19 protein-coding genes are annotated in these 22,140 nt (G+C 41.9%); 5 read left to right on the top strand and 14 right to left on the bottom strand.

Annotation, left to right across the window (positions count from 1 at the left end; translation table 11 throughout):
- Positions 1 to 12 precede the first annotated feature (12 nt).
- Together ACYZ0U_RS03930 and gatA are read right to left on the bottom strand one after the other, a co-directional pair.
- Positions 13 to 1,215 carry a lytic transglycosylase domain-containing protein gene (locus tag ACYZ0U_RS03930; RefSeq protein WP_461450054.1) on the bottom strand — a complete coding sequence of 401 codons (1,203 nt, stop codon included), beginning with the start codon at positions 1,213 to 1,215 and terminating at the stop codon, positions 13 to 15.
- Between the two features lie 69 nt (positions 1,216 to 1,284).
- Positions 1,285 to 2,709: an Asp-tRNA(Asn)/Glu-tRNA(Gln) amidotransferase subunit GatA gene (gatA, locus tag ACYZ0U_RS03935; RefSeq protein WP_461450057.1), complete on the bottom strand. Its 1,425-nt coding sequence runs from the start codon at positions 2,707 to 2,709 to the stop codon at positions 1,285 to 1,287.
- 302 nt (positions 2,710 to 3,011) lie between these two features.
- Between gatA and ACYZ0U_RS03940 the strand changes: the two genes are divergently transcribed.
- Together ACYZ0U_RS03940 and ACYZ0U_RS03945 are read left to right on the top strand one after the other, a co-directional pair.
- Positions 3,012 to 5,411 carry an ABC transporter permease gene (locus ACYZ0U_RS03940; protein WP_461450059.1) on the top strand — a complete coding sequence of 800 codons (2,400 nt, stop codon included), beginning with the start codon at positions 3,012 to 3,014 and terminating at the stop codon, positions 5,409 to 5,411.
- A gap of 284 nt (positions 5,412 to 5,695) precedes the next feature.
- Positions 5,696 to 7,117 carry a gluzincin family metallopeptidase gene (locus tag ACYZ0U_RS03945; RefSeq protein WP_461450061.1) on the top strand — a complete coding sequence of 474 codons (1,422 nt, stop codon included), beginning with the start codon at positions 5,696 to 5,698 and terminating at the stop codon, positions 7,115 to 7,117.
- Positions 7,118 to 7,233: 116 nt separating this feature from the next.
- Here ACYZ0U_RS03945 and ACYZ0U_RS03950 read toward each other — a convergent pair whose 3' ends face one another.
- The 11 genes from ACYZ0U_RS03950 to ACYZ0U_RS04000 all read right to left on the bottom strand — a co-directional run bounded on the left by ACYZ0U_RS03950 (position 7,234) and on the right by ACYZ0U_RS04000 (position 15,638).
- Positions 7,234 to 7,443: a Sec-independent protein translocase subunit TatA/TatB gene (locus tag ACYZ0U_RS03950; protein WP_461450063.1), complete on the bottom strand. Its 210-nt coding sequence runs from the start codon at positions 7,441 to 7,443 to the stop codon at positions 7,234 to 7,236.
- Between the two features lie 35 nt (positions 7,444 to 7,478).
- Positions 7,479 to 7,937, bottom strand: coding sequence for a twin-arginine translocase TatA/TatE family subunit (locus ACYZ0U_RS03955; protein ID WP_461450065.1), 459 nt, complete (start codon positions 7,935 to 7,937; stop codon positions 7,479 to 7,481).
- Between the two features lie 59 nt (positions 7,938 to 7,996).
- Positions 7,997 to 9,292 carry a murein hydrolase activator EnvC family protein gene (locus ACYZ0U_RS03960; protein WP_461450067.1) on the bottom strand — a complete coding sequence of 432 codons (1,296 nt, stop codon included), beginning with the start codon at positions 9,290 to 9,292 and terminating at the stop codon, positions 7,997 to 7,999.
- A 72-nt stretch (positions 9,293 to 9,364) separates the two neighbouring features.
- On the bottom strand, positions 9,365 to 10,150 hold the full coding sequence (locus tag ACYZ0U_RS03965; RefSeq protein WP_461450069.1) for a DUF4292 domain-containing protein: 786 nt from the start codon (positions 10,148 to 10,150) through the stop codon (positions 9,365 to 9,367).
- Positions 10,128 to 11,861 (bottom strand): tetratricopeptide repeat protein, encoded by a 1,734-nt coding sequence (locus ACYZ0U_RS03970; protein WP_461450071.1) that lies wholly within the window; start codon positions 11,859 to 11,861, stop codon positions 10,128 to 10,130. The genes ACYZ0U_RS03965 and ACYZ0U_RS03970 overlap by 23 nt, the downstream gene beginning before the upstream one ends.
- 4 nt (positions 11,862 to 11,865) lie before the next feature.
- Positions 11,866 to 12,300 carry a dUTP diphosphatase gene (dut, locus tag ACYZ0U_RS03975; protein ID WP_461450073.1) on the bottom strand — a complete coding sequence of 145 codons (435 nt, stop codon included), beginning with the start codon at positions 12,298 to 12,300 and terminating at the stop codon, positions 11,866 to 11,868.
- Between the two features lie 50 nt (positions 12,301 to 12,350).
- Positions 12,351 to 13,151, bottom strand: coding sequence for a lipopolysaccharide biosynthesis protein (locus tag ACYZ0U_RS03980; protein WP_461450075.1), 801 nt, complete (start codon positions 13,149 to 13,151; stop codon positions 12,351 to 12,353).
- A complete protein-coding gene (locus ACYZ0U_RS03985) occupies positions 13,118 to 13,558 on the bottom strand; it encodes a hypothetical protein (protein WP_461450077.1) in 441 nt (146 codons plus the stop codon). Before ACYZ0U_RS03985 ends, ACYZ0U_RS03980 begins: the two co-directional genes overlap by 34 nt.
- Before the next feature lie 116 nt (positions 13,559 to 13,674).
- Entirely contained in the window at positions 13,675 to 13,887 is a 213-nt protein-coding gene (locus ACYZ0U_RS03990; RefSeq protein WP_461450079.1) for a hypothetical protein, read from the bottom strand.
- Between the two features lie 103 nt (positions 13,888 to 13,990).
- Positions 13,991 to 14,329 carry an acylphosphatase gene (locus ACYZ0U_RS03995; RefSeq protein WP_461450081.1) on the bottom strand — a complete coding sequence of 113 codons (339 nt, stop codon included), beginning with the start codon at positions 14,327 to 14,329 and terminating at the stop codon, positions 13,991 to 13,993.
- A 142-nt stretch (positions 14,330 to 14,471) separates the two neighbouring features.
- Positions 14,472 to 15,638, bottom strand: a complete 1,167-nt coding sequence (locus ACYZ0U_RS04000) for an amidohydrolase family protein (protein WP_461450083.1) — start codon at positions 15,636 to 15,638, stop codon at positions 14,472 to 14,474.
- A 139-nt stretch (positions 15,639 to 15,777) separates the two neighbouring features.
- Here ACYZ0U_RS04000 and rlmN point away from each other — a divergent pair, with 139 nt between their 5' ends.
- The 3 genes from rlmN to ACYZ0U_RS04015 all read left to right on the top strand — a co-directional run bounded on the left by rlmN (position 15,778) and on the right by ACYZ0U_RS04015 (position 19,020).
- A complete protein-coding gene (gene rlmN / locus ACYZ0U_RS04005; RefSeq protein WP_461450085.1) occupies positions 15,778 to 16,857 on the top strand; it encodes a dual-specificity RNA methyltransferase RlmN in 1,080 nt (359 codons plus the stop codon).
- Between the two features lie 416 nt (positions 16,858 to 17,273).
- Complete coding sequence (locus ACYZ0U_RS04010) at positions 17,274 to 17,972, top strand: ComF family protein (RefSeq protein WP_461450087.1); 699 nt, start codon at positions 17,274 to 17,276, stop codon at positions 17,970 to 17,972.
- Between the two features lie 67 nt (positions 17,973 to 18,039).
- On the top strand, positions 18,040 to 19,020 hold the full coding sequence (locus ACYZ0U_RS04015) for an amidohydrolase family protein (protein ID WP_461450090.1): 981 nt from the start codon (positions 18,040 to 18,042) through the stop codon (positions 19,018 to 19,020).
- On the opposite strand, the gene ACYZ0U_RS04020 is transcribed toward ACYZ0U_RS04015, so the two are convergent.
- Positions 19,017 to 22,139: a PAS domain S-box protein gene (locus ACYZ0U_RS04020; RefSeq protein WP_461450092.1), complete on the bottom strand. Its 3,123-nt coding sequence runs from the start codon at positions 22,137 to 22,139 to the stop codon at positions 19,017 to 19,019. The two genes, ACYZ0U_RS04015 and ACYZ0U_RS04020, sit on opposite strands and share 4 nt — an antisense overlap.
- Position 22,140 lies beyond the last annotated feature (1 nt).

A 22,140-nucleotide genomic window follows, 5' to 3' on the forward strand; every position in this document is an offset into this window, starting at 1 on the left:
AAACAACAATAATTAACCATTGCTTATTTTAAGCCTTTGCCCTACAACTGCTTTATTGTGATGTAAATGATTCCAGGTTTTAAGGTCGCTTACTTCAACGCCATAACGGTCTGCAATATCGGCCAGTGTTTCACCACGTTTTACTTTATGATAAGCCGGTTTATCGTCAGCGGCACTATACGTTGAATGTAAAGGAACGTATATTTTGGGGGAGGCGGCAGCCGCGTATGAGGTACTGCCGGTAGTATTGTTCAGCGCATCGTAAAGCGCGGAATATTTTGTTCTCTCTACCTGCGGGATGATCAGCCTGCGCGGGCTGTGTGCCGAAGCATTGATCACCTGCATGCGGTAAGCAGGATTAAGCAGTGACAATAATTTAGCATCAACCCCTAAAATATTTGAAACGGTATTAAGCGAGATTTGCCTGTCAACCACAACGGTATCAATATTTAGCGCGAAGCTGCAAGGCTGTTCGGTAATATTATGCTTTTTATAATAATTCATTACATAAGCTACCGCGATATAAGCAGGTACGTAATTCCTGGTTTCGGCAGGCAGGTACTGGCGGATAGACCAAAAATCGGTTGCGCCACCGGCTTTTGCCAATGCGTTTTCCACATTGCTTTTACCGCAATTGTACGATGCGATGGCCAACAGCCAGTCGCCAAATTCTTCGTAAGCATCTTTGAGGTAAGCAGCTGCAGCATAGCTTGCACGGACAGGGTCACGGCGCTCATCGATGTAACCATCCATGTTCAAGCCGTAAAGCTTTGCAGTTGTACCCATAAATTGCCACGGACCAGTAGCCCCCACGCGTGAAATAGCATTGGGATCAAGTTTTGACTCTACAATAGAAAGGTATTCAATTTCGGCAGGGATACCCGCGTCGCGAAAGATCTTTTCATAAATAGGGAAGTAGTATTTTGATAAACCGATCACATGGCCCATTTCCTCGCGGTTTTGGGAATAGATGTCGATATAGTTTTGCACAAATTCATTATAGTCTAACGGCACATCCTTTTTAATGGCATCAAGGCGTGATTTTATGATGCTTTGATCGGCATTCAGTTGCGCCTGGTTTGCTGCTGCATGGGCAAAAGAGGTGTCTTTAGAAGAACTTTGAGAAATATGTTTTTCGCCCGGATTTAAAACACTCCCGGCATGTGAAAATTGCAAGGATAGAAGGCAGATGATCAGGATAAATAATCTCTTCATTTTTTATCAATTAGGGATTTAACTTCAGACTATGTAATACGCCTAAAATCATACTAATGTTGCAAAAATTTATAGTTTAACGAAATATTTTGAAAAATTTAACAATTCCAGTTCTTCGAATTGTCCCGCAAGTAATTGTATCCCTAACGGCAATCCTTCATGATTATTGCCCACCGGTAAAGAAATTGCCGGTAAACCCGTTAGTGATGCCTGGACGGTGAAAATATCGGCTAAATAGCTTACTACCGGGTCGGTTTTCTCTACACCTATATTGTAGGCAGGTTCAGGAGCTGTTGGGGTTAAAATAAAATCGTATTCCTTTAAAATATCCAGTGTTTTTTCGCGGATCAACCGGCGTGTTTTTTGGGCCTTCGCATAATAAGCATCATAATAGCCGGCACTTAATACAAAGGTTCCCAGCATTATACGGCGCTTCACCTCTTTGCCAAAACCTTCCGAACGGGAAAGCTTGTAGGTGGATTGAAGGTCTGTAGCCTTCGGACTGCGGTAACCATAATGCACACCATCATAGCGCGACAAGTTCGACGATGCTTCTGCCATCGCCAGTATGTAATAGGTTGGTACCATATAATCCAGGTACTCAAAAGTTATAGGTTTAACGGTGTGGCCATTGGCGCGAAGTTTCTCAATAGTTAAGCTTAAGGCGTTCTTAACTTCTGCATCAACACCCGGGCTTGATAATGATTCCTGCAAATAGGCGATCTTTTTTTTGCCCGGCTCCGGCATTTCGGCGCTGAATTCGGGAACTGTTTTGCGCGATAAAGTACTATCGTATTCATCCTCACCTGCCATAACCTCTAAAAGCAAGGCAGCATCCTCAACAGACTTAGTGATCGGGCCAACCTGGTCGAACGATGAGGCATAAGCAATGATTCCGTACCTTGAAATACGTCCGTATGTAGGTTTTAACCCAATCAAGCCACAGAACGATGCCGGCTGACGAACAGAACCACCGGTATCAGTGCCGATAGCTGCATGGCACAGATCAGCCTGCACAGCAACCGCCGACCCGCCTGATGAACCGCCTGAAACTTTGGTATGATCAGCAAAATTCTTTACCGGGCCAAAATAGGAGCTTTCATTACTGGCGCCCATGGCAAACTCGTCGCAATTGCAGCGGCCGATGATGATGGCATCTTCAGCCAATAAACGCTCTACAATAGTTGATGAGTAGATGGATGTAAAGCCATCCAATATTTTTGATGAGGCCGAAACCTGGTGGTCTTTATAACAAATATTATCCTTTATACCGATAACCATACCGGCAAGCTTGCCACCGGTACCTTCTTTTATTTTGGCATCAATAACCAAAGCCTGTTGCAGCGCTTCATCCTCAAAAACCTCGATAAACGCGTTTAAGTGAGCATTTGCCTTGATGTTTTGTAAATAATGCTTCACCAGTTTCTCAACGGTAACTCCCCCGCTTTGCAACCCGCCCTTTATTTCTGTTAAAGAGGAATAGTTTTTAGCCATGGGGCTAAAATAAAAAACTTATCCGGTTACACGGTCAAAAGATTGAAATTGATATGAAGCGTTGGTTGCAGTACGGTGATAACAACAACCACAAGCTGCAACTGAAAATGCAGTCAATAAACTTAAATTACGGACGATTTTACTCTTAATTATCGAACGTAACCGAACAGTAAACTGTAACGAAATCGAACATTAAATAAATTTATTCTATTTTAATTTACTGATAATTAGATAATTATAAACATGGCTTATGTTTTGAATTATTATCGAAAAAATTCTTAACTATCATTTGAATCGGTCGCATGATAAAAAATTACATTAAAACCGCCTGGCGCAATATTATTGCCAATAAACTTTTTACATCGTTAAATATTGTAGGCCTGGCCATTGGGATGTGCGTATGCATTACCTTGTTTGCTTGTATATCATACGAATTAAGTTTTGACCGCATGTACAAAGACTCGCAGGATATTTACCGGGTTAACATGCAAACCAGCGCGCAATATAACTATAAGGTATGGGCGGAGTTACCTAATGCGGTGGGCCCATCCATGCTGCAAAATATCCCGCAGGTAAAGGCCATGACCAGGCTTATCAAACATGATTTTGGCGGATCCGTATCTTTAAAAACCGACGACAAAAACTTTACTGAAAAAGGCTTGTACCTCGCCGATTCGTCAGCCTTTAAAATGTTTGATTTTAGTTTTACCGAAGGGAATGCCAGAACAGCTTTTTCGCAACCTAAATCAATTGTGCTTTCACAATCTGCTAAAGACCGGTTATATGGTAGTGAACCCGCTATCGGGAAAATTATTTACGTAAATAACCGGGATACTTTGCACGTTTCGGGTGTTTATAAAGACCTCCCGGTAAACAGCACCATCGATTGCGACATGGTTTATAATATAATGGACTCATGGATGGGAAAGAATGTTTACTGGAGCAACGCCAGCTTTGAAACTTATTGCCAATTGCAGCCCGGCGCTGATATCAACCAAATACAAAAACAGGCCACTGCACTTATTGATAAAAATGTAGCTAAGAAAGATCAATATTTCACCCAATTCTTTTTGCAGCCCTTAACCGGCATCCATCTTTATTCGGCTGATATACGCGAGGGTTATTCTTCCCGAATAGGAAGTATAAGCACTGTAAAAGCATTGTTGTTTTTGTCGCTGCTGGTATTGGTGATTGCCTGCATTAACTACATGAACCTGGCTACCGCGCGTTCACAAAAACGCGCCAAAAGCGTAGGGGTAAATAAAGTGATGGGGGCAAATAAAAGCCAGCTGCTCGCGCTTTTTTATACTGAAACCGCTGTGTTATCATTTATTGCCATCCTTATCGGCTATTTGCTGGCATTTATTGTGCAGCCTTTGTTCCAAAATATTACCGGTATTTTTTTAGAACCATCGGCATTATATGCCATGCCTATTTTGCTGTGTTTGCTATCAACATGGCTTTTGGTGACAATCCTTGCAGGCAGTTACCCGGCATTCTCCATGTCGGGTATTTCTCCGCTGGTGTTAATGAACAAGTTGAAGTTAAAAAACTCAGCTGCTGATTTTGTCCGCAGATCGCTGGTCGTATTCCAGTTTGCATCATCCGTGATCCTGATCGTAGCGGTTATTGTAATTTTGCAGCAGATCTTTTATATCAGGAATAAAGACCTGGGGTATAATCCTAATGGTGTTATTGCAGTTTCAATCAAGGCAGCTGAGAACAAACAGCAGATCGCTTCGCTTATCAATAACCTGCATACCATGCCGAATGTAGAAAGCGTTTCGGCTGTACAATCTATTCCCGGTGATATTGAAAGCGGCAGAAGCGTCAGGAAATTATCGACCGATAAAGACGGTTATCCTGTAAAAACCTGCCATACAGATGGCTCTATCGTAAAAACCATGCAGCTAAAACTACTGGCCGGCACCACATTGCCACAAACCCTTGCCGAGGGCGACACCAATTGTTATGTATTAATTAATGAAGCGGTATTAAAATACCTCGGCTTTAAAACGCCGCAGGATGCCGTTGGCAAAAACATCATTACAGAGATGAGCGAAAAATCAATTGTAATGGGGGTTGTTAAGGATTTTAATTTTCAATCCCTTAAAAATGATATTGGCGGTTACGTTTATTATAGCATGAACAAGGCACCTGAATCATTAAGAACATTATTGGTGCGCTATAATGCCAAAAACCTCCCCCGGTTTGTGCAGCAAGTGCAGGCTACATTTAAAGGGAACATGCCTAACTCCAGTTTTGATTATGAGTTTCTGGATACGCATATTCAGCAGCTGTATGCATCAGAGCAGTATACAGCCAGTACTGCTACCGTGTTTTCAATGCTGGCCATATTTGTTGCCTGCCTGGGCCTGTTTGGATTAGCAGCTTTCATCGCGGAGCAACGAACAAAGGAAATTGGCATCCGTAAAGTGCTTGGCGCAAGTGTGCCGGGAATAACTTCGCTATTAACACGCGATTTTCTGAAACTGGTCGTCATCGCGATAGTGATCGCATCGCCGATTGCCTGGTATATTATGAATCAATGGTTAATGAGCTTTAGCTACCGGATGACACTTAGCCCTTGGCCGTTTGTAATTGCCGGGCTTACCGCAATTGCATTCGCGTTGCTTACCATAAGCTCTAATGCGATAAAAGCGGCATTGATGAACCCGGTAAAGAGTTTGAGGAGCGAGTAGGTTAGTCAATAAAAGCCGTGCGGTAATAACACCGACCCGGGCAGTAATAATGATGAGAATACGATGTAAAAAATAAAAGCCCGGCAACTACCCCGGGCTTTTAAATTCCAACTTAACTAAACTACAAACTATTCTACAATTAGAATCCACGTTCTTGTACGTAACAGGCAGTTAAATAGTTACTTAATAGTTTAAAATAATTATGAGTGTTTTGGCCCTAACTATTTGGATAAGTCAACTTAATAATCAAATCAATAAATTAGACATTAATTATAGATCAGAATATGATGAGTACTAAACCTGTAATCTTGTTCATTGCAATTATCCTTTCATTTTTAACATCCCGGGCACAGGAAATATTGCCTGTTATAAAAGGGAATGTAGATATTTCTATAAAAAAGGGGACCATGTCCTGCGACATGATCCTTAGTAATCTCCCCAATACAGACAAGTATGTTATTCGCTTAAATGCAGGCATGAATATTTATTATTTTAAAGATGTAAAGCGAGGCCCTAAACCTTTATTTTACGATGTGGATAAAAGGGACAGCGTGCAGACTGATGAAAGTAAGTCTTACTATGTACATGAAAATCGTGGCAACCCTGCGAGGTATTTACCACAAGAGCTTGAAGTGAAATATTTAGGCATGTACCCGGTAGTTACAGATTCAACAAGCGGATATGAGGGGGAGGACTGGCGCGGTAATATTGCTTTTAATAGCTTCTCAATTCGTGCGGATGGTTTTCAATCCAACTGGTATCCTGTTCTTTATGATATCAGCACAAAAAAGCAATATGAACGCTTAAAATATGATTTAACCATAACCTGCGAAGACTGCACGGTACTTTTTGTTAATGGTAGTGTTCCTGTAAAGGCAAAATCAGCGCAATTTATTTCAGATATTCCACGCGAGTTAGCTATTTTTTGCGGCGATTTTGAAACGGCACAGCATAATGGCGTATGGTTATTAAACTCCGGAATGAAAAAAGAAGACCAGGACAAACTTTATGCACTTGCAGGTACTTACCAGGCCTATTATTCCAAAAAATTCGATATCCCCTATAAAGGTAATTTAACATTTTTACATGCAGCCACAGTAGCCAATCCGAAAGAATGGGGATTTAATTTTTATGCGGATCCTACAACTTTTAATGTGGCTGATGGCGAATATAGCTTAGCATCTTTTTTCAATAGCGGCAACAGCACAAAAAATAAACAGAGCATGGCGCATGAATTGGCTCACTATTATTTTGGCACTTTACTTAAGCCGGGAGCGGAGTTTGGGCATGTTATGGAAGAAGGATTTGCCGAATATTTATCTTTTTATTTAACATTTAATTTAGAAGGTGCAGCACCTTACCATGATCTGTTGCAAGTAAAATTTGACAGGCTCCAGAATTTACATCACTATAAACCATTTTCCCTGGTTAAAACTGAAGCGGATTATGGCAACAGGGAATACTATCTTTACTATTATGCGCCTGTGATTTTTTTAGCTATACAAAAAGAAATTGGTGAACAGGTTATGTGGAGATGGTTAAAAGCAATGGTTGCTACAAAATCCGACCGTACAGATTATAATTTGTTTTTGGATACTTTTAACAGTTCAGTTACCGATCCTGTACTGCGGAAAAAGATCATAGGTAATTATTTCACATCAGACAACGCGTTGCAAAATGCGAAGGATGAATTGGGTGAGAAATAATCGTATGTTATTTTTGCTTATATTTTGTGTGAATACCGCATAAGTCACAAAGCAGATAATTGAAGATCCGAAATCAAATAATTCCGGATCTTCAAATTTTATGAGGTACCGAAAGATTAAACCTTTGGTTTTTCTTCGGTAGTTGTTGCAGTTGGGTTTGCAGCAGTAGTGTTTGTTGTAGTTGTAGTACCCTCGCCGTTGGTTGCGTCTTTAAATTCTTTAACGCCTTTTCCTAAACCTTTCATCAGTTCAGGTATTTTTTTACCTCCAAACATCAGTAATACTACCGCGCCTATTAGAATAAGCACTGGTCCGTCTAATCCCATGATTTTTAAGTTTTATGTATGATTAATATTCTTGTTTACGCTTTATGCTCTTCGTGTGTTGTATTGGCTTCTGCCGGTGTTACCGGTACAGCCGGTGCTTCCTGTACTTTAAAAGGATCAGCAACAGGGGCTGTATTTCTAACAGGCTCGGCAACTGCCGCTGTGGCGCCTATTTCGGCAACCGGTACGGTGTCATGATGCTCAATAACAGCAGGTGCCTCGCTTGGTGCAACAGGCACATCGCTTACCGGGTTTGTAACCGGGTTTTGTACTGCAGCCGCTTCGGCATCTTTTTTAGCCTGAAAAGTATCTATCTGGTTGGTTATTTCGCGTTTTACGCCTTCTGATGCATCCTTAAACTCACGGATGCCTTTACCTAAACCCTTAGCCAAACCCGGTAGTTTTTCGCCCCCGAATAAAAGCAAAACTACAAACAGGATCAGCATGATCTCCGGTGCGGTAAATTCAAAAAATAACAGGACTGAACTAAACATAATCTTTTATATTTAAGAGGTTACAAATATAAACATTTTTAATATCACAAAGTTTCAAATCAATTTGGCGCCAGCCATTGTTTTGGGTCAACCGCGGTAACACCTTTGTATAAACCAAAATGTACGTTGGCCTGGCCTGTTGTAGGATCGGTAGCTACTGTCCCTATGCTTTGCTTAGTGCTAACCTTATCGCCTTTGCTTACACTAACCGATTTAAGGTTGGAGTACGCCGTAAAGTACTCCCCATGCCTTATCAGTACCAAATACGTGCCACTTATATCGGCAACCCTAATCACATCCCCCTGGAAAACCGCCCTTACCGAAGCGCCCTGGTTGCTTTTTATATCAACGCCATCGCTTTCGCTTTTAATATTCTCAGGGGTATAATAAATACCAAACCCTTGTGTTACTACCCCGTTAGCCACCGGCCACGGTAAACGGCCGCGGTTGCCCAAAAAGTCGTTGGATAACCGGGCAGCTTCAGGCGTCGCGTTAAGCACTTCGCTATTAGAAGATACTTTGCTTATAGCGGCCCTTTTAGGTGCTACAACTTCTTTGTTCTCTGCCTTAGCCTTTGCTGCTGCTAATCGTGCCTGCTCCCTGGCTTCTTCTTCGGCCTTGCGCCTTGCTTCTTCAATTTCGCGGCGTACAGCGGCATCAATCTCATGGTTTGTTGCAACTATCTTACGCTGCAGGTCTCTTTGCTGCTGCTTAAGTTGCCCTATCTGTTTCGATAACCCTACAACTACCTGGGCTTGCGTATTACGCTCATCACCCAACGATTTCTTTTCCTTTTCCTGGTCCTTTAACAGGTCATCCTTTGCCTGCTTGGTTTTATCCAGTTCAACAATTTTAACGTTCAGGTCTTTCTCTGTTCCCTGAATATAATCTGCCTGCCTTTCGCGATAAGTGCCAAACTGTTGCAGGTACTTTAAGCGTTTGTAAGCCTGGTTAAAATCCTGGGCGGCAAAAATAAACATCAGCTTATTGTAGGCACTCTGGTTACGATAGGCAAACAATATCATTGCCGCATATTCCTTTTTTAACTGGCTTAACTGGCTTTGTAAACTACGTACGGAATTATTACTCTCAGAGATTTCATTATCCAGGTTTCTTATTTCGGAATTGATGTTGGTGATCTTTTCTTCGCGTAGGTTTATCTGTGCTTTCAGGATGTTCAGCTGCTTTAGCGTGCTTTTTTTATTGCTCGCAGTTTGCTGGTATTCGGTATTAAGTTCCTGTAACTCTTCATTTAACTTGTCGCGGCGGTGCTTTAGCTCCGAGCTGCTTTGGGCATGGGCGCTTATCGCGGCAAAAACAAAAACCAGGAATAATAATATTTTAAAAGATCTCATCCGTATTGGTGATATGTATAAGTTCGGCAGGCAAATTTATTTTTCCCGGCATCAACACTGCAAAAATAGGATTTAATTTTGAGGTGTATAACTGGCCGGGATAGTAAACGGATAATCCTGCGGTTGGTTAAGGTCAACCTTAACGTAATGCAAATTAACCTGTATTTTTTTATCTTTTGCTACCGAATTGATATCTATTTGCGATGGCAGCTTTTGCGCACCTGCCGGCATAAAAGCACTGTTGTTCACTTGTAACGATACACCTTGCTCCTGGCTGATTAAGCTGGTTTGTGTTGCTTTTAAGCTGGTATCAAGCATTAAGCGGTAAATAATATCATCCAGGTTGCCACTTAGCGTAACAAAATTATTTGCGGCCAACATTTTTGCACTGTCATTCAAAAGCGATGGTATCGCATTGCCGGTCAGTAATGCCTGCACCATGCCATAATTAATTTGCCTGTTGGTATACTTATAAATATAACCGAAAGGCTGTTTAACATAGATGTCCTGCAAACGGTTAATAATAAGTATACTATCAGGTGTTATAACCGCCCTTGCCACCTCGATACCCAACAGCGCGGTTATAGATACCCAGATCTTTTTATTATTGGCTATGCGGATGTTCATGGTAACATCATTTTGGTTACCGGAAATATTCAAACTGGTACGCGCCTTGCCCGAAAATGTGTTGAACGTTAATTGCTGCGAACGGATGTTATTCAACTCAAGCGCTAAAGCACTTTGGTGTTTTGCTACAACAGGTGATGTTTTTGCGGCGACTATTTTACGCGCCTTACAACTAAACATGGCCAGCAGGCAACAAACTATCAGTATTTTATTCAATGTATTTTCTTTCATTTATTTTCCTGTCTAATATTGGCGACTGCTCACCGTGGGCCTTTGCCTTTTTCCAGCTGGCAACGGCGGCATCGGTGTCGCCTAAATAAAACATAATATCGCCATAATGTTCTGTTTCGGTAACGCTGTTTGTTTTATCGTGTAAAATGGCTTTTTCAATCCAAACCTTGGCATCGGCATATTTTTTTTGTTTGAAGAGGATCCAGGCATAAGTATCCTCAAACGAGGCCATATTCGGTTGCAGTTCATTGGCGTGCGCCGCCATTTGTGCTGCCTTATCCAGTTGCTCACCTCTTAACGATAAATAGTAAGCATAATTGTTTAGCGAAAACGCGTTATCGGGGTTATAACTTAGCGATTTATCATATGCACTATCCGAATTTGGATTGTCCTTGATTTCATGGTAACAATCACCCAGCGAAGAGTAGGTTAACGATAGCAAATCCTTATCATCCGGAGCCATTTCCGTAGCGGTTTTCATGTAGCTGATCGCCTTATCGTATACTTTCTTTTGCGAATAGGCAACGCCGACTAAATAATTCATCCAGGCCTGGTTAGGATAGAGGGATAGCGCCGTGCCGCCATCCTTAATCGCGGCATCCGCTTCATTGTTGCTTACTTCCAGCCGAACTAACTGGTCGTAAACCTCGTAATGCTGGCCATCGATGGCAATAGATTTACGGTAAGCAACTTCCGCATCAGGATATTTCTCATTTTGAAAAAGCATATCGCCATACATCGCCCAGGCGCGGTAATCATCAGGGTGTGAAACGCTTATCGCACGGCTCAATTCCAGCGCGCTGGCTTTGGCATTAGGGTCAGGAAATTTGGGGATGTAACCCGATATGATCTTCAGTTCCTGCTCAATATCCAGGTCGGGGCTTGCAAAGGCCAGTTCAACCTGGTTAAAAAAGTCTTCGTATTTTTTTTGATCGCGGTAAACATCAGCCAACGCCAAATGCAACTGCGGATTTTTAGGGTTGATCTTTTCGGCAGCTTGTAATGTTTTAAGCGCCTTGTCATTTAAGTTATTAGAGTTATACAACTCGGCAAGCAGCAGGTAATAACGTACCTCGGTTGGGTTAGCGGTTATCATCTGCTGTACTTCGGCCGTGGCTTGGTCTACCTTGCCCTGTTTTAAAAATATTTTTTGTCGGCCTGCCAATATATCATCATCAAGTCCCCCTTTCATTTGGATCAGCTGATCATACACAGCCAGCGATTCATCATATTTCTGATCGAAATATAAAACCTTGGCTAAATCAAACCGGTAATCGGTATTGTTCGGCTCCAGGCGTATAAGTTGGTTCAGCGCATGCTCAAGTTTAATAACGCTGGATGTTTTTTCATAGCAATCAACCAGCGTTAGCCAGTACCATTTATTATCAGGTTTTACTGCAACCGCGTTCTCCAGCATGCCCTGCGCGCTGGCATAATCCTGTTTTTGAATTTTTAACTGCGCAAGCTGGTACAGGGCGGCATCGTTTGTGGGTTCAATCTGCAAAACGCGGTTAAACATTTCGGCGGCCGGGCCATAGTTATCGGTAACCTTGGCTTCCATAGCCGAGTAAAATATCTGGTTCACCATCAGGCTGTCCATATCGGTCATTTTGCGTGGCTGTGCCACACTTGTACCCTCGCTTGTTTTGCTTTGCGCGCTAACAAACATCGGCAATACCAATAATGAGCTTAAAATGAACCTGAATTTCATGAATTTAACTAACCCCTGTATGACCATAACCACCAACCCCGCGCGAAGTTTCATTTAAAACCTCAACTTCTTCCCAATCCACTTTTTCATGTTTTGCCACTACCATTTGCGCAATGCGGTCGCCGGTATTGATCTCAAATACCTCGCTCGAGAAGTTGATCAGCAATACCTTGATTTCGCCCCTGTAATCCGCATCAATGGTGCCCGGCGAATTTACAATACCTATTCCAAACTTAAACGCTAAACCACTGCGCGGGCGTATCTGTGCCTCAAAACCTTCAGGCAATTCAATGTGCAAGCCCGTTGGCACCAGTTTACGTTCCATTGGCGCAAGGGTTACAGTGCTTTCTACATCGGCACGCAGGTCCATACCCGCGGCATGCAAAGTTTCATAAGCCGGCAGGCTGTTTTTTGATTTGTTTATTACTCTTATAATCATGTAACCCCCTCTAAATCTCCCCGGCAGGGGAGACTTTATTTTTATGTTTTTTATCGTTTAAATATAGCCTTTAGGTTAGCCCGTTCAAAATAAAATGCAACGGCAACATAAAATAATAACAGTCCATCACCAATAAATATATTGCGGTTAAAAATGTAAAACGACAGGTAAACCACCACTGCCGACGAAACAATATAAACCAGGTTTTTTTTGATGTTATAGGGTATCGGGTAATTTTTTTGTCCCCAGATGTAGGATAGTACCATCATGGTAGCATAAGCGATCAGTGAGATCCAGGCTGAAGCCATGTAACTGTACGCCGGGATGAAGATCACATTTAGTACGATGGTTAAAATGGCACCAATCCCCGAAATATATAAACCATATTTGGTTTGATCTGACAGTTTGTACCATACCGAAAGGTTCATATATATCCCTAAGCTAACATAACCAAAAACCAATGGCGGCACCACACGCAGGCCTGTCCAGTAAAGCGCAGTTTGTGTTGGGTTGGCACCATGTACAAAGTATTTGAGTATTTGGATATTGGCGATCAGCGCGATGAAGATCACACAAACGGCTATCACAAAATAATCCATAATGCGGGCATAGGTTTGGCCGGCGTTTTTATTTTTGGCGTGATTGAAAAAGAACGGCTCGGCACCCAACCTGAAAGCGTTTACAAATATGCTTAGGAACAGCGATATTTTAGCGCAGGCACCATAAATGCCCACATCATTTAAACTACCATGAGGCAGCAGTTTGCCTAACAATATCTTATCCATGTTCTCATTCACCAGATAAGATAAATTGGCGATCAATACGGCCAGCTGTAGCTGTACATGTTCCACAGCATTTTTTTATCAAAGTCCGGCCTTAACTTCAACAATTCGGGCAGTAACAGCAGTAAGGTTACTATGCTTGATATCAGCTCCGAAACAAACACATAGCCCACCCAGCCTTTGGTGTACCATTGTGATATCCATGCTGAACCCACAATGTGATGCTTTAACCAAAATGGGATCACCACAATAAAACTTACGTTGAACGCGATAAACACCAAAACGCTGGCTAATTTGATCAGCCCGTATCTCGAAGGCCTGCCATCTGACCGGATCTTGGCAAAAGGTATAGCGCACCAGGCATCTATAATTACGATCGACAAAAAAAGGTAAGTATACTTTACAAAGTCAACATGGGTTGTGCCGATTACCGCCCCAACATGGCCGTGCATTTTTTGCGCATGGCTTATATCCACAAAATTGGCAATGTTGCCAATAAATGGCAGCGGAACACAGCAGGAAAATTATCGTTATGGCAAATACCGATGCAAAGGCATTATTATAAACGCGCTGCTTGTTATCGGCATGTTTATTAAGATAACGGAAAAAAGTAGTCTCCCATTCCGAACGACAGTAAAGCATTCGTCATGGATACATAGCTGTACATGGTAGTTAAAATACCATATGCCGCGGTAGGGTACGCCCAGGTGTAAAGAGGGGTCAGGAAAAAAGTAAGCACCCTGCTGGCAATGGTACTTATCCCATAAACAGCGGTTTGGCCCGCGAATTTTTTAGCTGTTGACAATCGTGTATTATTTATGATAGCGTAAAGAACCAAGGATCAAGCGCCAAGATTGGAATAAGAAGCGCGTCTTGATTCCTGATTCCTGACTATTAATTCTAAATCCTTACCACAAAAAGTTCTTTTTTACTACCTCAAAATTACGATAGTTTTTTAATTCGCCTTCATGCGATTCCACAGAAGTAACATCGGCTTTTTCGGGGCCTTCCTTGCACCAGTCTAAAAACATATCGAGCAACGTGTTAGTGGCTTCGGCAGCGATCAGCACATCGCCATTTTCGGCATTTTTTACATAGCCGCGTATGCCAAGCTGGTCGGCAACGGCTTTGGTTGCCATGCGGTAGGACACGCCTTGTACTTTGCCTTTTATCGTGATATCAAGATGTTTGATCATATTGGTTATGGTGTCATTGGTCATTATGTCATAAGGGACCCGTATATTCAAAATGCTAAAATAGGGGTTTGGTTTTCTATTTTCACAATGGAAACCTTTTTCGCACCTCCAAATTTCGGACAATAGATTGACTTAAGTACTGACACTACTTTGTCAGTAACTGATTTACAAGAAGTTATTTTTATAATAAAGGCTATACCAGCCTTTTTATTTTCGATTCGGGCGTAAGCTGCGTATCGTTAACTCCGGTAATAAGGTTCAATCCCGGTTTTTTTCCAACCTCAAGCGTTCCTTTTTCCTTGTCGATACCTAAAAACTCAGCGCCATTTATGGTCGCCCATTCCATCAGTTTGGCGGTAGAGATTGCAGGGAATTTATGCTGAATGGCTTGCATTTCGCTTAAAATACTTAAACCATGGTTTGATGCCAGGCTGTCAGTACCCAAAGTGATGTTAAAGCCCTGGTCGACAAACAGGTTAATCTTAGGCAGCTTATGTTCTATGTATAAATTTGCGTTGGGGCAAAAGCACCAGTTGATCTTACGGTCAAAACGCTTCAGGAAATAAATATCCTTTAAATTGGTACATGTATTATGCACCATCAGCACTTCCTGCCTGTTAGTCAGCATCGGGATAATGGATTGCAACGAATTACGCGCCTGAGGCTTAAAGTAGCTGATATCCATCCCAAAGTATTCGTACAGCTCGGTAAATTTCCCTAATTTATAGCGGAAGAATTTATTTTCGTCCTCGCATTCCTGGTTGTGGATGCTTAGCAGGTTCTCGTGTTTATCACAATAACTTTTGATCAGCCTGAACAAGTCTTTCGATACCGAATAAGGCGCATGTGGTGTAATAGAAACCGGTTGCGGTTTAAACTGATCCTTTAATGCCAGCGCTTGCTCAAAAAGCGCGTCGGCACGGTCGGGCAAAAATCCGAAGATCTCTACAAACGTGTGATAATACAGCTTGCTTTTAGCTTTTATGCCGATGGTACTGTTGTTGTTGGAAATATCGCCAACGGCAACAATACCATTTTCATACATATCGTGGTCTGCCTTTTCAGCGGCCGCTTTAATCAGCCCGTCATCTGACACACGGTTCTTGGTGATGGCTTTTATAAATTCAACCAGGCCGGTTTGGGTTGGTACAACACCCGACATGTGCGAAAGCTCCAGGTGGCAATGGGTGTTTACAAAGCCCGGGGTTATGATACCGCTTAGTTTTTCGGGGGTGGGGGTATTGTCTAAAGGTTTATCTGTAACGGATATGATCTTCCCATCATCGTCAACTGTAACAACTCCATTTTTGATCGGATCGGCATAAACGGGAAAAACGTAATCGGCTGTAAAACTTTTCATTATAAAAAACTAAGTATCTGCATAAACTCTTTTTCTAAAACAACCAACACCTGTTTGCCACATCAATTACAATTAACTTAAAGTTATTGTTTTTAATTTGACAAAAAGAAGATTTTAAAAAAAGCCACAATTTTTAAAATTGAGTACCTTTGCAAAAGTGATCACAACAAAAGAAAAAACAGACATCCGTAATATCAGCCTTGCGTCTCTGCAAGAGCACTTTACGCGTATGGGCGAAAAAGCCTTCAGGGCAAAGCAGGTTTACGAGTGGCTTTGGAAAAAATCCTGCTTTTCTTTTGACGATATGAGCAATATTTCAAAGGAACTCCGCACCAAACTAAACGAGAATTTTGTAATCAACAATGTCAAAATTAATAACTCGCAGTTTAGTGCTGATAAAACTATAAAAAATTCTTTTATTTTACATGATGCCCACCTGATTGAGGGTGTTTTAATACCCACTCCGGGCCGAATGACGGCTTGTGTGTCATCACAAGTGGGGTGCAGCCTTACTTGTAAATTTTGTGCTACAGGCTACATGGAGCGCAAACGCAACCTCAATCCCGACGAAATTTACGACCAGGTGGTGCTGATCAGTCAGCAGGCGCAGGAAAATTATGGCATCCCGCTAAGTAATATTGTATATATGGGGATGGGCGAGCCGCTGCTGAACTACAAGAATGTGATGGATTCGATTGACAAGATCACATCCGAAGAAGGACTGAACATGGCAGCCAAAAGGATCACGGTTTCAACCGCGGGCATTGCCAAAATGATCAAAAAACTGGGCGACGACCAGGTGAAATTCAACCTGGCACTCAGCCTGCATGCCGCAAACGACGAAAAGCGCAATACCATAATGCCCATCAACGAGCAAAACTCGCTGAAGGCATTAGCCGAAGCCCTGAAATACTACTACGCCAAAACCAAGAATCCGGTAACTTACGAATACATTATTTTTGATGGCTTTAACGATAACATCCAGGATGCTGTTGAACTGGCCAATTTCTGCAAGCATTTGCCTTGTAAAGTAAACATCATTGAGTATAACCCGATCGCCTTCGCCAATTTCATTAACGCCGGTGAGGATAAAGTTGAAAAATTCGCTGATTACCTGAAAAGCCAAGGCGTTAACACGCATCTGCGCCGCAGCCGCGGTAAGGATATTGATGCCGCCTGCGGGCAATTGGCTATTAAGGATAAAGCGGCTGCAGAGTAATAGCAAGTCCTACCCTTTGTCCATTGTGAACGGAGTGAAGAATCTGTAAAGTGGTGACCATCGGACAAGTCTCTGTGCTTATCTACTTCTTGTCCTTACGAGGAACAAAGCAATCGCGAACTTTGCATCTTCATAACACACCCTGTTTCATAATCGTTCCAAACCACATAATTATCAGATTAAAAAACCGTAATAAACACTATTTTTTGAGCGTTTCTTGGTAAAAAAAGGCGCTATTTGGGCCGATTTAAGGCGAATTATAACTCAAAAAGTACCTTTTTTTATTCAATTTGGCATTTAAAAACCGCGTTTTCAGGATTATTTAGGGCGATTTCAGGCTAAAGTTTATCAATTGTCCTAATTGTACCAGTATTTTGGTGATACAATTTTTTAATTTTTCTTCCTAAATTACCTCCGTGAAACTATCCCGAACCTACCTTGCTGATTTTGTGGCTTTACTGTTCCCCCAGCTTTGCGCCGCCTGCGGGGAAAGTTTAATGGCTAATGAGAACGTCATTTGCACTACCTGCCAGTATAGCTTGCCGCTAACCAATTTTCATTTACAGCCGGACAACATTGTAGCCCGCCAGTTTTGGGGAAAGGTGAATTTGCAGGCTGCCTATGCATTGTATTACTTTACCAAAGGTGGCAAAGTGCAAAACCTGTTGCATCATTTAAAGTACAAAGGCATGCAGCAGGTAGGCCACATCACCGGCAATATTGCCGCAGAGCAACTGATTAAGAATGAAATCTTTTATTCAGTTGATGTTATAATCCCGGTTCCGCTTCATAAAAAGCGCTTAAAGCAGCGTGGGTATAATCAAAGCACCTGCTTCGCCGAGGGCTTATCTAAAAAATTGAATGCGGTTGTTGATGAAAGCAGCCTAATCCGTAAAAAAGCAACCTCTACTCAAACCCGCAAAGGCCGTTTTCTGCGGTTTGAGAATATGCAGGAGGTATTTACCGTCATCAATCCTGAAAAATTGGTGAATAAGCACGTTTTATTGGTTGACGATATTGTAACTACAGGCTCAACACTGGAAGCCTGCGCTATTGAACTGCTGAAGATAGAGGGTTTAAAGCTGAGCATCGCGACTATTGCCTACGCTGAGTAAACAAATTGATACAATGATTTTTTGGTTTGATTATTGGTTAGTTGGCTTTAATTAAACAACCCAAATTATGCGTATAGTAGCCCTTGAAGAACATGTTATATTTCCTGAAATAACCGCGCTTGCACCCAAAGATAAGGTTGGCGGTTTTAACCAGTCGCCGATGATGGAAAAGCTTGCACCCAAACTGGCCGATGTTACCGGTGAGCGCCTGGACCTGATGAATAAAAGCGGCATCAGCGTACAGGTATTGTCAGTAGTAGGCCTTGGCGCAAATGTGCTAAGTGCTGAGGATGGACCCGCTTATGCCCGTAAATACAATGACCTGCTTGCTGAGAAAATCAGTGCACAACCCGATAGGTTTGCAGCATTTGCGCATCTGCCCACATCCAACCCGAAAGCTGCGGCCGAAGAATTGGAACGCACAGTAAAAACCTATCACTTTGTTGGCGCATTGATAAACGGACTAACCAACGGTGAATTTTTAGATGATGCTAAATATGCACCTATCTTGCAAAAAGCTGAAGAATTAGGCGTGCCGATCTATCTTCACCCGGGATTACCTCCAAAATCAGTCTTGGATGCTTATTATAGCGACTTGCCCGGGCAATCAGGCGCCACATTATCTGTAGCTGGCTGGGGCTGGCATTCCGAAACCGCAATTCACACCTTGAGATTAATCATTTCGGGTACATTTGATAAATACCCTAAGTTAAAATTGATCATTGGCCATATGGGCGAAATGCTGCCAATGATGATGGTGCGTTGCGATGGCATGTTCAGGCCGGGTGAAAATGGTGTAAATCAGCGTACTATCAGCCAAACCTTAAAAGACCAGGTTTATATTACCACCAGCGGCATATTTACCCAACCACCTCTAAAGGTAGCTATTGAAACTTTTGGTATAGATAATATTATGTTCTCGGTAGATTATCCGTTCAGTCCGAACGAAAAGGGAAAGGAGTTTTTAGATCAAATTGATCTGCCGGTTGAGGAAAAGGAAAAGATAGCTTATAAAAATGCCGACAGGATATTAGGCTTGAAAGCTTAAACTTTCTGATACTTGTTCAGCTTATCAAATAATGTCTTAGCATCGAATGGTTTCAATATGAAATCATTCATCCCGGCATCGCTCATTTTATTAACCTCGCTGGTTAGCATTGATGCAGTTAACGCGATAATAGGCAATTGCTGAAAATATGCTTCTGCTTTGCCTCGAATAACTTTGGTTGCTTCTAATCCATCCATAACAGGCATATGTACATCCATTAGTACCACATCGTAGTTCATGTTTGATGTAATCTTGTCAACTGCCTCCTGGCCGTTTTCGGCAAAATCAACAGTAGTACCCCATTTTTGCAATACTTTGTTAACCAAAATCCGGTTTATCTGGTTATCGTCAACTACAAGTACATTAAGGCGAAGTCCTGTTTCCATTTTATCTGGTGTGATGTTATCGTGGCTCTGTGCTTTGTTAAACGTAATGATAAACCAAAAAGTTGAACCCTGCCCTAAAACACTCTCAACATTTATCCTGGAATCATACAATTCAACCAAACGCTCACTTATCGCAAGCCCTAAACCTGTACCTCCGTATTTACGGGTGGTATCTGCTTCGGCTTGTTTAAATGATTCAAATATAGTGCCTAACTTATCGTTCGGTACACCTATACCGGTATCAGTAACATCAAACCGAATGCGGATATTGTTTTTGGTTTCTTCTAATACTTTCAAATCAATAGTTACGCCGCCCTCATCTGTAAACTTTATGGCATTGCTTACCAGGTTCAGCAATACTTGTATCAACCTCGCGCTATCTCCAATAATAAACTTCGGTAAGGCCTTATCAATATTTTCTGTAAGATAGATGTTTTTTTCATTCGCCCTGTACTGCATTGAATTTACAATGCGATGTACCATATCGCGTAAATTAACATCAGCCTGCTCCAATTCAATATTACCGGTTTCTATCTTGGTAAAATCAAGCACATCATTAATCAGCGTCATTAAATTCTCAGCAGAAAACTTGAGGATATCAAGATTTTCCTTTTGAGATTCCAAATGGTCGTTATCGATCAAAATGCGCGACATGCCGATAACTGCATTGAGCGGTGTGCGGATCTCATGGGTCATTATGGATATAAACATATCTTTAGCCTTATTCAACTGCAGCGCTTCTTCTTTGGCCGATATTAACTCCATCTCAACTTTCTTTTTCGATGTGATATCAATAATAACTTCGATATATTTATCTACATCGCCATTAGGAGCTAAGATCACTGAGTTAATTACCGTGATCCATAGCGGTTGCCCATCCTTACGGTAGGCTAACAAATCAACTTCAAAAGATTGCTTATTTTTGGATAAACTGCGCGCCCGTTCAATGATAGATATATCGGTAAGCTCACCTTTTAAGCTATCGCCTAAATGTTTACCTGCAACATCGCCTAAATTATAACCGGTAATTTTTTCAAATGCGCTGTTTATCCACTCTACTTCGCCGTTGCGGTTATTAATTACAACGCCGCTGGTTGTACTGCTCGCCACTAACGACAATAATTTCAATTGTTCGTCTGCCGTTTTTCTTTCGGTAATATCAACAACAACGGTTATCTGTCGCTCAACGTGGCCCATTTCATCAAGCAAAGGGCTGTTTGATAAATATGCCCAAATCGGCTTCCTGTTTTTAGGATATATTTTTAATTCAACTTCATAGGGCCTGTTTTCTTTAACCGCCTGTACAGCCTGCTCAAATTGATTGACATCGCTTTCCTCACCCATTAGCAAAGTACCAAATACTTTACCTTCCATTTCCTCAAGCGTGTAACCAAGCATGTGCTCCAACGCCTCGTTCATCCAGATCACCCTGGTATCCTTATCACGTATTAATGTACCGCTTGGTGATTTTCGCGCAGCGAATGATAATATATCTAGGTCTTTTTCAGCTGCTTTGCGCGAAGTAATATCTATAATAATACGGATAAACTTGTCAACCTTACCGGCATCATTATAGATAACCGAGTTGATCACCGAAATCCAAATATCCTTACCATCTTTCCGGTTAATTAGCAGATCAGCCTGGTACGATTCTTTATTCGCTATCGCCTTATCTAATCTTTTTTCCGTTTCAGGATTTGACCGCCCCTTAAGCAATGTTCGTAAGGTTTTGTCCTTAACATCATTTATGCTATATCCCGTAATTTTTTCAAAGGCATCATTTGTCCATACAACCTCATCAGCAGCATTGCTAATAACCACCCCATTATAAACCTTACTGGCAACCAGGGCCAGTTGCTCCAGTTCGATCAGTAATTTCTTTTGATAGGTAATATCGCGGCCACTGCCATACCATTTACCCTCTTTATTAACAGCACTCCAGCCTATCCACTTAACATCTTTGTCAGCAGTAACGGTTTCCGTTTCTATATCAAATGGTAATTGTGTGGCAACAGCTTTTTCAATAAGAGGAACAAATTGTTCGCGGTTTTGTCCGACGACAAATTCCCAAAGAGAACGACCGATAGCCTGTTCAGGGGTGTAACCTAAAATATTTTTTACAGCATTGTTGATCAGCTCAATATTTGAGTCCTTATTTGCAATAAAATGCACCTCAGGCGAGCTGTTGAACAACCTGTAAAAATCCTCGTGTACTGCTAATGATGCTTCTAATTCTTTTTTCTGCTTTCGCAGGATGAGGTGCGACATCACCTCATCAGCCAATATACGCAATGCATCATGTTGTTCTTCAGTAAGTTTGCGTGGTATAAGATCAACTACACATAATGATCCTAAACGATGACCATCAGGATCAATCAGGGGGGCACCTGCATAAAATCTGACTTTTAAACCGCCGGTAACATCCGGGTTATGTTTGAACAGGTCATGTTCAAGCGTATCTGTTATTTCAAGCGTATGATCATTCTGTATGGCATAGTTGCAAAAGGCATCTTCACGCGGAACTTCTTCATAATCAATCCCTACTTTTGATTTTACCCACTGGCGTTCGCCGTCAACTAAGGTGATCAATGCAATAGGCGCCTGGCATATATAGGATGCCAGGCGCGAAAGAGCGTCATATTCCTTTTCGGGCAATGTATCGAGTACATTGTAGGAATTCAGCGCAGCGATGCGTTGATTCTCGTTATCCGAAGAGGTATTTAGTTTCGTCACT

The organism is Mucilaginibacter sp. (genome assembly GCF_965225845.1).
Lineage (GTDB): Bacteria > Bacteroidota > Bacteroidia > Sphingobacteriales > Sphingobacteriaceae > Mucilaginibacter.